General features: G+C 51.6%; 11 protein-coding genes and 1 pseudogene. 6 read left to right on the top strand and 6 right to left on the bottom strand.

All coding sequences use genetic code 11. The annotated features are described in order from the left end of the window. Positions 1-125: 125 nt before the first annotated feature. Positions 126-455 (top strand): annotated as a pseudogene (locus tag ACAN56_RS22845) (glycoside hydrolase family 88 protein); the annotation flags it as partial. A 631-nt stretch (positions 456-1,086) separates the two neighbouring features. Here ACAN56_RS22845 and ACAN56_RS22840 read toward each other — a convergent pair. Both ACAN56_RS22840 and ACAN56_RS22835 read right to left on the bottom strand, forming a co-directional pair. Then, the gene (locus ACAN56_RS22840; protein ID WP_379145862.1) at positions 1,087-1,971 is read right to left on the bottom strand and encodes a TIGR03915 family putative DNA repair protein; all 885 of its coding nucleotides are present in this window, start codon (positions 1,969-1,971) and stop codon (positions 1,087-1,089) included. Beyond that, entirely contained in the window at positions 1,971-3,281 is a 1,311-nt protein-coding gene (locus tag ACAN56_RS22835) for a putative DNA modification/repair radical SAM protein (protein ID WP_379145920.1), read from the bottom strand. Before ACAN56_RS22835 ends, ACAN56_RS22840 begins: the two co-directional genes overlap by 1 nt. A 231-nt stretch (positions 3,282-3,512) precedes the next feature. On the opposite strand from ACAN56_RS22835, the gene ACAN56_RS22830 reads away from it, so the two are divergent. From ACAN56_RS22830 to ACAN56_RS22810, 5 genes are all read left to right on the top strand, one after another. After that, positions 3,513-3,962, top strand: a complete 450-nt coding sequence (locus tag ACAN56_RS22830) for a LytTR family DNA-binding domain-containing protein (RefSeq protein WP_038584758.1) — start codon at positions 3,513-3,515, stop codon at positions 3,960-3,962. Then, on the top strand, positions 3,955-4,365 hold the full coding sequence (locus ACAN56_RS22825) for a hypothetical protein (protein ID WP_379145861.1): 411 nt from the start codon (positions 3,955-3,957) through the stop codon (positions 4,363-4,365). The genes ACAN56_RS22830 and ACAN56_RS22825 overlap by 8 nt, the downstream gene beginning before the upstream one ends. A 187-nt stretch (positions 4,366-4,552) precedes the next feature. Continuing rightward, positions 4,553-4,744, top strand: a complete 192-nt coding sequence (locus tag ACAN56_RS22820) for a hypothetical protein (RefSeq protein WP_038584764.1) — start codon at positions 4,553-4,555, stop codon at positions 4,742-4,744. 205 nt (positions 4,745-4,949) lie between these two features. Next, positions 4,950-7,736, top strand: coding sequence for a glycoside hydrolase family 3 C-terminal domain-containing protein (locus ACAN56_RS22815; protein WP_379145860.1), 2,787 nt, complete (start codon positions 4,950-4,952; stop codon positions 7,734-7,736). After that, a complete protein-coding gene (locus ACAN56_RS22810) occupies positions 7,736-7,876 on the top strand; it encodes a hypothetical protein (protein ID WP_379145858.1) in 141 nt (46 codons plus the stop codon). Before ACAN56_RS22815 ends, ACAN56_RS22810 begins: the two co-directional genes overlap by 1 nt. Positions 7,877-7,965: 89 nt before the next feature. Here ACAN56_RS22810 and ACAN56_RS22805 read toward each other — a convergent pair whose 3' ends face one another. From ACAN56_RS22805 to ACAN56_RS22790, 4 genes are all read right to left on the bottom strand, one after another. Further along, positions 7,966-10,647 carry an ABC transporter permease gene (locus ACAN56_RS22805; protein WP_379145857.1) on the bottom strand — a complete coding sequence of 894 codons (2,682 nt, stop codon included), beginning with the start codon at positions 10,645-10,647 and terminating at the stop codon, positions 7,966-7,968. Further along, the gene (locus ACAN56_RS22800; protein ID WP_038584773.1) at positions 10,644-11,327 is read right to left on the bottom strand and encodes an ABC transporter ATP-binding protein; all 684 of its coding nucleotides are present in this window, start codon (positions 11,325-11,327) and stop codon (positions 10,644-10,646) included. Before ACAN56_RS22800 ends, ACAN56_RS22805 begins: the two co-directional genes overlap by 4 nt. Before the next feature lie 66 nt (positions 11,328-11,393). Beyond that, positions 11,394-12,584 (bottom strand): sensor histidine kinase, encoded by a 1,191-nt coding sequence (locus ACAN56_RS22795; protein WP_379145856.1) that lies wholly within the window; start codon positions 12,582-12,584, stop codon positions 11,394-11,396. Further along, positions 12,577-13,260, bottom strand: coding sequence for a response regulator transcription factor (locus ACAN56_RS22790; protein WP_076113435.1), 684 nt, complete (start codon positions 13,258-13,260; stop codon positions 12,577-12,579). The genes ACAN56_RS22795 and ACAN56_RS22790 overlap by 8 nt, the downstream gene beginning before the upstream one ends. Positions 13,261-13,287: the final 27 nt, after the last annotated feature.

The following is a 13,287-nucleotide window of genomic DNA, read 5'->3' as shown; positions in this document are numbered from 1 at the left end:
GTGGTGATTGTCCTTTATTTAAGTATAATACAAAATATGGTAATCGGGATTCTGATAATATACTCTTAATCTTGGATGTGGTCCATGGAATGAAGCCCTAAGAGCAAGATGGCCCGCAATAAAGCTTTGACGCTCCGCAGGGGCCGGATACGAAACGGGACAGCTCCGCCTCTGCCATCGCCGCCTGCGGCCTGCTGGAGATAGCCGGACAGATGGATGCGGGCAATCCGGAGCGCCAGCTTTTCCTGGACGCTGCGGAGGTATTATTGAAGTCACTGGCAGAGCATTATTCCACGCAGGGTGCCGAGGAAGCGGAAGGTCTGCTGAAGCATGGTTCGTACTCCGTTAGAGGTGGCGAGTCCCCGGATGACTACACCATCTGGGGCGATTATTACTATTTTGAAGCATTGATGCGGCTGGAGCGGGGCATTCCGGGATACTGGTACGAGTGGTAGCCCGGAAGCAAGCTTGCTCTTTCAAGCTGGAGAAGCATAAGCAAGAGCACCTGAATGGGTGCTCTTTGTGCTTTTAGAGCAGATGGCCTGCTGAAGCGGATTAAAATAGGCGAGTGATCAGGGGACGCAGGTTCCAGCCGCAAGAACACTCCTCCAGAGTGTTTTTTTAAAGATAAGAATTTATATGCTAGAGCGTGACTTCAAACTGGAAGAGCACTGGGGAAGCAGGGATTTAGTATTGAAAGTAGGGTCCCTAAAAGCCCGCAGCGGGCTCGTTTACTCGGGAAGGACTCAGGAGACGCTAAGGAGAGTAAAACCTCTGTTTATTCTCCTTTGCGGACCCAGGCGACCCTATCAGCTCTGCATTCTATTTAAAAACGGCCATCAGGGAGAAATAACTGCGCTGGAGTCCATTTTCCTACTGTAACAGGCTAAGAGCCCCAAATAAGTGCAACTCGGTCCGTTCGTGCTCAGAGCCAGGAATACACTTTCCGGATGCACACACACGCCTTCGTAAGAAGAAAGAAGTCTCTGAAACACCGAAACGTAAACCTCTACCGAAAAAACTACCTGGTGGCGAAACGCCTTTCTCCGCGTGTGATGAGAAAATGTGTACTGTAAATTGTCCTTATCATTCTCGCTGAAACGGATCTCGTCCTTGTAAGGACGACGCAGCTGTTTCTACTTGGTGCAATTCACGCCGCTCCTTGCTCTTCAGTCGTGTAGTTTGCGCCTGTTTTGCTGTGAGCACCGGTACCGCCGCAGTGCCCCCGTCCATTTCCGTAAGATGCTTCCAGTAACGTTTGGGCATCAGGGAGGAACGCAGCCGGTCGTTGCGGCGCTCCTGAATACCGATGGCAGTATAGAACTTCTTCCACAGGCGGCGATAGGCCTCCTCAGCCGCATCCGGCTCCGGGGGTATCCATTCCTGGAGTGGAATAATGGCTTCTTGCCCGGGCTGATGGATCAGCGCCATCCTATGGGTCTTGTCATAGATCATGAAGCTTTCGCCCTGAAACCGGTCGCAGAAATGCTCCTGAATGACAGGGAGCACGTAGTTGCGGGGTTCAATCACCGCTGCCATGACCGGACCGTAAACGGAAAACCGCACAAAACCGAGAAAGAGATGCCCTTCCCGCCGCAGATGCTGTACCGCCTTCTGCAAGGCGTTCACGGTATCATCGGCAAGCATGTCCATAACCTTGCGGCCATGCGTGAAGCCGAGATACAGAAAATTCAGCAGCAGCAGTTCCTTGTCTGGCGTACATGTCCAGAATCCTAAACGGACAAGCTCTTCGGCCTCAGGACAGATGCGCAGAGGTATGGAGCGCAGTACGCGGTCTGCTTTGACGTTGTCGGTCTCAATCCATTTGGATTCCAGCAGCAGGCCTTGCCCTTCACCCTCCGAATGTATGGTTAGCGGAGTTTCTTTCCATTGGTAGCTCTCAAACACGCAGCATAGCAGGCCCTCAAAGCTGCCGTCATAGGTATAGGCCAGAGCGGCCGTCTTGAACATCAGGAGGATTCTCCTTTCCTCAGTCCTGCCGCTCCCGCTGCAGGCAAGGCTGCCAAATACGTGTCATCGAACAGGGAAAGCTGCTCGTACTGCGGCAGTAGAAACGGGGACAGCTCTTGGCCGGACATGAGTGAACGAAGCAGGGTATGCTCGCCGACTTTTAACCCCTCCAGCATTTTTCCCTTACAGGTAATGAAAAATTGAGCGCGCTTCAGCACGACACCGAGCTTCTTCAGCGCGTAAAAATCCAATGTCCCCGCCCGCCGTGCTTTTACAATCCGCTGAGCACTCCTTACGCCGATGCCCGGTACACGCAACAGCGTTTCGTACGGCACACGATTGATTTCGACCGGGAACTGCTCGCGGTGATTGATGGCCCAGCTGCATTTGGGATCAAGCAGCGGATTGAAATTGGGCGCCGCTTCATCCAGCAGCTCCTTGGCCTGAAAGCCATAGAAGCGCAGCAGCCAGTCAGCCTGATAGAGCCGGTGTTCCCGCAGGAGCGGCGGTTTGGTGTCCAGGGAAGGCAGCAGCGAATGCTCTACCACCGGGGTGTAGGCAGAGTAAAAGATACGCTTCAGCCCATACTTCCGGTACAACCCTTCCGTGAGGTTGAGAATCTGGTAATCGGTGTCCGGTGTTGCCCCTACGATCATTTGTGTACTCTGCCCGGCCGGTGCGAAGCGGGGAGCATGGTTGTATTTGACAATGTCCGAAGAATTCTCGTTTATCTTCTCTTTAATAAGGGCCATCGGTTTCAGAATGGACTGTTTGCTCTTATCCGGAGCAAGCCGGCCCAGGCTTTCCTTGGAGGGCAGCTCAATATTGACGCTCATGCGGTCGGCGAGCAGGCCGAGTCTGGAGAGCAGTATATCATCTGCGCCGGGAATTGCCTTCACATGGATATAGCCCCCGAAGTGATGGACGTTCCGCAGCAGCTCTAGAGCGGCAATCAACTGCTCGGTTGTATAATCGGGGTTACGCATAATGCCGGAGCTGAGAAACAGGCCTTCTATGTAATTGCGGCGGTAGAACTGCATGGTGAGGTCTGCGATTTCCTCCGGTGTAAATGCAGCCCGGCGCGTCTGATTCGATTTGCGGTTGATACAATAGGCGCAATCATAAACACAGCTGTTCGTCATGAGCACTTTTAACAGTGAAATGCAGCGGCCGTCCGCCGCAAAGCTGTGGCAGATGCCCATACTGACGGCATTGCCCATGCCTCCGGCCTGACTTTTGCGGTCCGATCCGCTTGAGGTACAGGCCACATCATATTTGGCCGAAGCCGTTAAAATTTCGAGTTTCTCCATGATATCCACGGTCAAATCCCCCTCACTTGGGAAAAGTATAACCCGAACAAATGTTCTTGTCAAAATCAAACAAATACATAAAAATACACACATAAGGGTGTCCCTTCGTGTCAGTGCATATGCGCCGCAGCGCGCCGTGCAACAAAGCCGCAGGATTTTGCAAGAAAACGCAATACTATAGTTTTAGCAAGGTTTTGCTTATAAGATCAGTTGTGAAAGGAGGATGCAGCATTGAACGTTATATTTGAAGCCGATTCAGCATTAGACCGGGGTGTCGCCAAAGTAAGTACCCATCCTGCGGAAAAGGAACATTGGGGGAATATTAAAGAGGCTATTCATACCGCAGAGAAAAAGCTTGTAGTGATCAACGCGAAAAATGACCGCCATGTTCAAATCGGGTGGAGTACGGTTGCTGTAATTGAAGCGGAAGACCGCATGTGCAGCGTACGTGTAATTACCGGAGAAAGGTATTTGCTCAATAAACGGTTGAAGGTTGTCGACGAAAGTCTGGATTCAGCCCTTTTTATGAAAATCAATAATCAAACCATCATCAATACGGGCTATATTAAAGAGTTTTCATCCACAGGCAACGCAAGGATTCAAGTGGTGCTCACGGATCATTCCAGTTACTTTGTCAGCCGCTATTACATTAAACAATTCAGGGGGAGATATCATGATTAGCCAGTTCAAGCATTCTTTTTTTCAAGTATTTACGGTGACATCCTTATGGGTAACGTTACTGTTAACGTTGTTTTATAGGGATCAACCGATCAGTATGGTATACCTGTGGCATGTTGCGGGGATTGCTGCAATATCGGCCGTATTATTTGGAATTATGTACGATGCCCTATGGAATCATTTCACCTTAAAGCCGTTCTGGAATATTCTGATTTCCTCCATTATTACAATAGCCGGCGGAATGCTGATTGTCTGGTTATTTTCACAAGATATGTTTCACGTTATTCTGCCCTGGTGGCCCGGAATGCTGTTATTGTCGGTTGTAATGCACACCATCGCTTTTTATTTCTACGCTAGAATAGACAGCCGAAAAAGAGTGGAAGAGCTGAACAAGATACTGAAGTAGGCTGCAACGGGGCGAGGGGCTGAAAGTGTTATTCCCAAGGAATCAGTTACTCCTGGCTCTGCAATCTGGCCAAAATGTATGCGCATTCCTACTTATGCTATAATAGCATCTAATAGTAGATTAGATTGATGGTTTAGGCTGCGTGGGTTTGCCGATTTGTGAAAATTAGGTCAGGGGTGTTGCAGGGATGAGAGGATATAACATTTGGCGTCCGTTGATGCTGATATTGGTTGCGCTGCTTACGAGAAGTGTGGTTACGAACCTGTGCCTTCTGTTTGGCATGGGCAATGATTCAGCGACCAGCGTCGGCATGATCGGCGCGATTATAGCTGCGTTTGTGATGTATAACCGGATGACGAAACAACGGCGTAAAAAATAAAAATCAGGCCTCCAGGGACTGCGTCCCTTCGTGCTTTTCCTAAACACCCGCTCCAGGAGCGGGTGTTTAGGAATGTCTGGGTGGATGAACAAGCCGAATATTCACAATATTAACAGATGAAACTTTGCTTTTATAGAAGCTGAGCTTGTATATTAATATTAAGTTGTTGAAATAAGTATAGAGATGATAATAGGGAGAGAATACATTGAGCACACAAAGTTTTGGAGTTCCATTAGAAGGGTTTGCTGAATTCAGCAGAGTCGTCGCCGCAGAAGGTGCAGTGCTGTTAAAGAATGAAGGACAAGTTCTTCCGCTTCAGGCAAGTGACAACGTTGCCATTTTCGGCAGAACCCAGGTGAATTATTATCGCAGCGGAACCGGTTCGGGCGGCAGTGTCCATGTTTCGCATACAACCAATCTGCTGGATGGTCTTCGGAGTAAACAGAACATTTCCATTAACCAGCCATTGGCAGCTGTATATGAAACGTGGATCGAGAGCAACCCGTTTGATAATGGCGGCGGGGGCTGGGCTGCAGAGCCGTGGCACCAGAAGGAGATGCCTTTAACCGATGAACTGGTGTCAGAGGCAAGAGCCAAATCCAATAAAGCAATCGTAGTGATCGGACGTACGGCCGGAGAAGACCAGGATAATGCCGACGAACCGGGAAGCTACCAGTTAAATGATGAAGAAAAAGCGATGTTGAAGCAGGTGACGGCCTATTTTGAGCAAACCGTCGTTGTGCTGAATGTCTCCAATATTATCGATATGAGCTGGTTGAACGATGAAGGTTATGCGCACCCCATCCCTTGTGTGATTTATGCTTGGCAGGGCGGTATGGAGGGCGGCAATGCGATTGCCGACGTGCTGGCCGGAGAAGTGACACCAAGCGGTAAATTAACCGATACGATTGCTTATTCCATCGAGGATTATCCCTCGACCCGTAATTACGGCAATGAACTCAAGAACTTCTATCAGGAAGATATTTATGTGGGCTATCGTTATTTTGAGACGTTTTGCCCGGAGCGGGTTCAATTTGAATTTGGATACGGTCTATCGTATACCCGGTTTGAAGTGAAGCCGGAAGAAGCCAAAGTGATCACCAAAGATGGGGAAGCCTACATTGCTATTGAAGTAAACGTATCTAATACGGGAACTGCCTTTGCGGGAAAAGAGGTCGTTCAGGTCTATTATGAAGCGCCGCAAGGCAAGCTGGGCCAGCCGGCCAAAGCTTTGGCTGCCTTCGTGAAGACCCAACTTCTCCAGCCGGGTGAATCGCAGCGTCTGACTGTAAGCTTCCCTGTTCATTCGATGGCCTCTTACGATGACGCCGGAGTGACCGGTCATGCTTCTGCTTATGTGTTGGAAGCCGGGACATACCGCCTTTACGTGGGAACCAGTGTTAAAGCGCTGGCTGAAGTGGGCGTGGAAGGACAGAGCGGTTACAGCGTGGAAGCTCTTCAGGTTGTGGAGCAGCTGCAAGAGGCGCTGGCGCCGACGGAGAGCTTTACAAGAATGCACCCGGGAGCCCGCAAAGCAGATGGCTCTTATGAACTTGCCTATGCAGAGGTACCGAAACAAAAGGTTTCTATGGCTGAACGCATTCAGGGCAATCTCCCTGAAACCTTAGCGCAAACCGGCAATCAAGGATATAAATTAAGAGATGTCCATGAAGACAAAGTCAGCATGGAGGCTTTCATCGCCCAGCTTAGCGACCAGGATCTGGCGGCGATTGTCAGAGGCGAAGGCATGAGCAGTCCGCTCGTTACACCGGGTACGGCTTCGGCTTTCGGTGGGGTAAGCGATCAGCTGTTCAGTTATGGAATTCCGGTTGGCTGTACCGCAGACGGCCCGTCGGGCATTCGCATGGACAGCGGGCAGAAGGCGACACAGGTTGCCATTGGAACCTTGCTGGCAGCAACCTGGAATGCTGAATTGGTGGAAGAGCTATATGTCATGGAAGGCCGGGAGCTGTTAAGCAACAGTGTAGATGCGTTGCTGGGACCGGGTCTGAATATCCGCCGCAGTCCATTGAACGGGCGCAATTTTGAGTATTTTTCGGAAGATCCGCTGATTTCAGGGATTTTTGCTGCAGCCTGCACCCGCGGGATTATGAAGGGCGGCTCCAACGCCACACTGAAGCATTTCGCCTGCAACAATCAGGAGAAGTACCGCAGTAAGGTGGATGCGATTGTGTCCGAACGGGCGCTCCGCGAGATTTATCTGAAAGGTTTTGAAATCGCGGTAAAACAGGGTGGAGCCAATTCGATTATGACCTCCTATAATCCGGTGAACGGGCATTGGGCGGCATCCAACTATGATTTGAATACTACGGTTCTTCGCGGAGAATGGGGCTTCAAGGGCATCGTGATGACTGACTGGTGGGCGATCATGAACGATGTCGTGGATGGAGGTCCTGCTGACCGGAGGAACACAAACTGGATGGTCCGTGCACAAAATGACTTGTATATGGTTGTCAGTAACTATGGTGCGGAAACCAATGTCTGGGGAGACAACACGATTGAATCCCTGGACAATGGCACTCTGACCCGTGGAGAGCTGCAGCGCAGCGCTATCAATATTTGTGAGTTCCTGATGCAGGCACCTGTATTCTCCAGAGAACAAGTGATTGCAGAAACGGTTGATGCCTTCAAGGCGAATCCGGCTCTTGCCGCTGGGCAAGCACAAACCGTAGCTGACAATGCAGTGGTCCAAACGGCTGCAGCCGGATCGACCTTCATAAAAGTTGATCAAGCGGGTGTATACCGGATCTTTGCAAGCGTCATGTCTCCGGATACAGAGCTGGCTCAGAGTGCAGCCAATATGACTCTAAACGATCAAGTGGTGACGACTATTCAAACCAATGGTACGGACGGCAGATGGATCACGCTGAAGCTCGTGAAGATTGAGCTGGAAGCAGGCCTCTATGAAATGAAGTTTGATTTCGTCAAACCAGGCATGCAGATTAACGCGATTGAATTCAAACAAGTGTAATGAAAACGGCCTTGAAGTTTGGCGACACCTGGAAACGGATCGATTATGCTACATCTGTCGGTGACTGGATCGCCTATTCCATTGACAAAGATATCTACGTTGTGAAGAAGGATAGCACCGGGCTCAAGAAGCTAAACTAGAAGCACCTCTGAAATAAGGATGGAAAAAGGTAATAAAAAGACACCTCCAGGGGTGTCTTTTGTTCTTTAAGGTAGTATATGTTGTGCGATTACAAGTTCTCATCTTTGATGGCATCAATCACATTCTCCTGCCGTATCTTTGCGCCGGTGATTTGGTAGGCCAGTCCTACACTGCCTGCGGCAAGGATAAAACAGCCTGCTAATTGAAGCCAAGGGATCCCGGCCAGAAAGTCCTTCCACGTAGCGGCAATTGCGTAATGCAGCATAATACTGCAGACGCCGGCCAATATCGGTATAGACAGCAGGGAGGGCAACAATCCAAAGTATAGTCCTTCCAGCCGCAGCATACGTTTCATCCCCCGGGGAGACAAGCCCATACTGCGAAGGATCGCGAACTCGCGTCTTCGGGCTGAAAGGTTGCCGGATACGGTGGAAAAAGCACCTGTGATGCCTATGCAGCCGAGCAGGATGGCAAAGCCGCCGACCAGCAGCTCGATGGAGCGGAGGGCCTTCCGGTTGCTTTCCTCCCGGCTTAGCAGCGTGGTAATGCTCCAATCCTCGGGCGGCAGGTACTGGTTCAGGATCTCACCGGCCTGCTGCCGGGCCACAGCCAGCTGTTCCCGGGGAATGTCCATCTTATAGGTAATACTCTGGTAATCCAGTGCCCGCTCCATGCTGAGTTTCTGAACAATACCTTCATACGTGTCCATCGGCACGATCACCACCAGATCCAAGGGATAGTGATATTCGTCGAGCGCGGGATATTGGCCGGTCACCGCACCAACTGCAAGCTTATACTTTCCACCCGTATGCGGCTGGTCAGAGAAATGATCTTCTTCAATAGTGATTGAATCACCGGCGGCAAGCTGAAGATACTCCGTTTCCGGGATGTTGTACTTTTCGATAAAAGAGGGAATATTGCCGCTGGTCCGGTTAACTATGATAGCCTTGGACTCACCCTGATCAGCAAATAGAGCTGCGTCTACCCCAATCTGGGCGCAGTAAGCGGCAAAAGAGGCACTGTCTAGTCCTTTCAGCTCCAGAAAAATTCGCGGCTGCCCCTCCTCTTGCAGCAGATCGGTAGGGAAGCTGCTGCCGGAATCACCGAGATAGTAGCTGTCCTGAAATCCACCGGCAGCGGCAAAGGCCGGATGGATTCGCTGCTTATCCCATTTAAGGGAGTGTTCAGCCTTCCGGTACACCACCTGCTGCTGAACACCGGACAAGCCGGACAGCTGCTTCATCATAGCCGGATCGGGCTGCTCCACGGTGGTCATAGACAGTTCGAAAGTGTATTGTTTCTGGGCCAGCGCCAGCTTCTGGTCGGCCATCCAGATGACCGCGAAGCTTTGAAAGCCTACGAGTAGCGTAATGAACAGCGTGAGCGAGATTATCGTCGTGCGATAGGCTTTTTTGTTGGCTGCAAACGCGCTGAACGCAAGCCCGCCCTCAGGGCTTAGTCTGTTATGTATCCAGCGGTATTCGCGTGTCTGCCCCGCCTTCCTTGTAGCCGGGACATTTCGGATGGCTTCTATCGGCAGCAGTTTGGCCAGTTTCCGGGCAGGCGTCCATGCGGACAATAATACGGTGGCAAAGCTTGCTGCCCCTGCTATGCCTACGATGGGCCAAGAGAATGCAATGCGTAAATGGTTGTTCGCAGAATCGGCTAACAGGGCGTCGATGGCTTTGATAATAACTGCCATTCCGGCGTAACCAAGCAGCAGTCCCAGGGGGATGGCGATGCAGGCCAGTCCCAAGGCTTCATATAATACAATGCGGCGAATTTGCTTCGGTGTTGCGCCAACGCTTTTGAGAATACCCAGTTGCCTGATTTGGCTTGCTGTTGTAACTGTAAAGGCATTGTAGATCAATATGGTGAAGAGGAGCATCACCAGCCCCATCGTTAGAAGGGCAGAGAGTACATACCCGGAGGTTAGGGTAATTCCGCCATGGACACCGGGCCCCTTGAGCCCGTACAAGGCGAGAAGCGGTGTATTGTAAGTAATGGCGTAGCTTCCGGAAGCATTCGGCTTCTGGCCAATGTTCCCGGCCAGCTGCGGAGCCGTTTCATAAGCATCAGAGATGTTACGTAGCCGCAATGAGACGTTAAACAGCTCTTTCGGTGAAGCCGTCTGCATATCCGCGAAGCCATAGGCAGAGTAGCAGGGATAAGAAGATACGGAGGATTCATTGATCGTTCCCGTAATGATGAAGGCTTGTTCACCAGCAGGCTGAAAGGTTTCACCTTGGAGTCGTGGGGCATAGTCCGCCACCGGCCTTCCATCCAGCATACGTTGCCCTATGGGAAGCTGAAGGCTGTCTCCTATTTGGTATTGGGGATTCTCGGCAAAAAATAATTTGGATACGATGATCTCGCCCTTATTCTTTGGGATCCTGCCTTCCAGTAGTCTTCCTGTACGCGGGCTGTTCTCCCAAGCGGCATCGCTCAGCTGTACCAGATTCAGATAAGGCCGCTTTGTGCCCTCCAGCTGTAGCGACTGGTGCTGCGATTCCAGATAGACCTCATCCACCTGCGGATGGAGCTGAATATATTTCAGCTGTTCTGCCGGAACCGGTTGTCCTAAACGGGCATGCCAATTACCGCGGTCCTTGACGGTCGTATCCACCTCGTTAAGCCACTGGGAATAAAGTAGAAAACCAGAGGCGCAGAGTAAGGTGGCAGCGATCAGAATGGCCGTGAAGATGAACATTGTGCTGCGCTTGTTCGCCTTGAGATGGGAGCGGACGTAGTCTCCGATGATAGTATTCATTGCCGGATCACCTCGTCGGAAACAATGCGGCCGTCTTCCAGGGTGATAATCCGGTCCGCTTCCAGCGCAATCTTCTCGTTATGGGTAATGAGCAGAACGGTCTGATTGAATTGCCGATGGGACAATTTCAGCAACCCGACCGTTTCCTCTGTATTTTTCCTGTCGAGATTTCCGGTCGGTTCGTCCGCCAGTAGGAGAGCAGGTCTGTAAATCAAGGAACGGGCGATAGCCACGCGCTGCTGCTGCCCGCCGGATAGCTGGCCCGGCAGGTGGTCGAGCCGCGATTCCAATCCCAGGCTGCGGATAATGTCCTGTAGCCGCTGTTCATCCGGCACCCTTCCATCCAGGAGCATTGGCAGTACAATATTTTTCCGGACACTTAAGGCAGGGATAAGATTATAGAACTGGTAGATCAGCCCGACCTTCCTTCTGCGGAATACCGCTAATTCTTCTTCGTTCAGCTGTGCAATGTTCCGGTCCTCAATCATGATCGTACCGCTGGTCGGGCGGTCTACGCCGCCCAGCAGATGCAGCAGAGTGGACTTGCCGGAACCGGAAGCGCCGATAATGGCGACGAATTCGCCTTTTTGTACCGACAGCTGAACGGAGTCAAGGGCGGTAACGAGCGAATGTTCCGAACCGTAGGCTTTCGTCAAGTTCTCACAACGTAATATTTCCATGGGTGGAGCCTCCTTTGTACGGTCCACTCTACCAGCCCACGGTGACATTCCGGTGACGGTGGAAGATTAATGGGCATACCACTTGATGACAAAACGGGCCCCGCCCTCCGGCCGGTTCTCCGCATGGATGCTGCCGTTCTGCCGCTGAATGATGGAATGGGCCAGCGCAAGACCGATACCAACGCTGTCCTTGCGGGCATTGCTCCCTTTGTAAAAGCGTTTGAATATATGCGGAAGTTCTTCCGCAGGAAATCCCGCCCCGGAATCCTCCACTATAATTTGCGTGTACACGGGGTTCAGCGCGTAAGATACAGTGATGTTGCCGCCAGTAGGGGTATGCTCCGAACAGTTCATCAGAACATTGAGCAGTGCTTCCGAGCTCCAATGGTAATCTCCGCGGTAGCTGATGGCGGGGCTGGATTGAAGGGTCAAGGTTTGCCTTCTGCCGGAGAGGATATTCTCCAGAGGTTCAGCGGCGCTGGCCAGCATCGTGTACACATCCACCGGAAGCTGCTGCAGTTCCAGCGTTCCCGCATCCAGCCTGGACAACGTCAGCAAGGACGATACCAGACGCTCCAGACGGGTTAGCTGGCTTTGGATTTTCTCCACATATAAGGCGTCTGCGCTGTTCTGCCTGCTGTCAGCCAGTAATTCAGCCATCAAAGAGACAGAAGTCAGCGGTGTCTTGATCTGATGGGCAATGTCGGACAGATTGTCGGCGAGCGATTGCCTTTCCAGCACGGCTGTCTCACGGGTATGCCGCAGCTCTACAACAGTCTTATATAATTCGTCTTCCAGGAAAGAGTATTCATCCTCACCAGTCCGGGGCAGAATATGGTGCTGTCCCTGATTAATGGAATAGAGATAGGCTGTCAGTCCGGCGATTCTTTCCTTTCTTTTGATTTGTAATCGATACTGAACTGCTGCAAACAGCAGAAACAGGAGCATCCACAGGCCCACACTTCCCGCGATGATCAGCAGGCGGTTCTTGTTATTAAAAGTGTGGAGGGTATACCCATAGCGGTGCAGAAGTTCGGTGCCGGTCTGCAAATCGGCGGCATTCTCGTCATGCAGTCCTTGTAGCAGGGCCTGTTCCAGCTCCGGGTGGCGGCTGTAGGATGTCCCGGTGAGCCGCGCCGTTTGGGTATATTCAGCCTGCGAGACGAGCCGGGATATGCCAATCCCCATAACCAGTCCGGCAAACAAGGCAGCGGCGAAGGCCAGAAGGAGAAGCCGGCTGTACCTGCGTCTATTCATCATCCGGCTCCAGGCGGTAGCCGATGCCGCGAATCGTCTTGATGCTGGAGGAAGGGCCTAATTTCTCCCGCAGCCGCTTTATCATCACGGTCAAAGTGTTATCGTTGACAAAATCCCCGTCCGCATCCCATAATTTCTCAAGCAGCACTCTGCGGGTCAGCGTCTGATTCTTGTTCTGCAGCAGCAGCAGCAGCAGGCGGTATTCACCGGCGGTCACCGGCACCTCTGTTCCGCTGCAGAATACCTGCGTTTTGACCGGATCGAGCAGAAGTGCTCCGCAGGTGAGGCGGGCTGACGCAGGGGCGGCGATTCCTGTCCGGCGCAGTACGGCCTGGATGCGGGAAAGTACCACACTAAGCTGAAACGGCTTAACGATATAATCATCAGCCCCCATATCCAGACCCTGCACGATATCATGCTCGTCATCCCGCACAGTCAGGAAGATTACCGGAATATCGGACATCTGTTTGACATAAGAGCAGAAATCATAGCCGTTGCCGTCAGGAAGATTCCAGTCCAGCAGGATCAGATCATGGGGGCTGGCGGTCAGCATATTTTTGGCGGTACTGACCCGATCGGCATGTTGAATACCAAAACCCTTTTGCAGCAGGAACACTTTAAGTCCAAAGGCAATAGTCTCGTCATCTTCAACGATCAGAATTTGTTGTTGTCTCATGTTTCTAGTATATCCATTTTAGTTTTT

It is taken from the genome of Paenibacillus paludis (assembly GCF_042610515.1).
Classification (GTDB): Bacteria; Bacillota; Bacilli; order Paenibacillales; family Paenibacillaceae; genus Paenibacillus_AQ.
The sequence above is the reverse complement of the archived record's forward strand: the minus strand, read 5'-3'. Positions and strand labels throughout refer to the sequence as shown.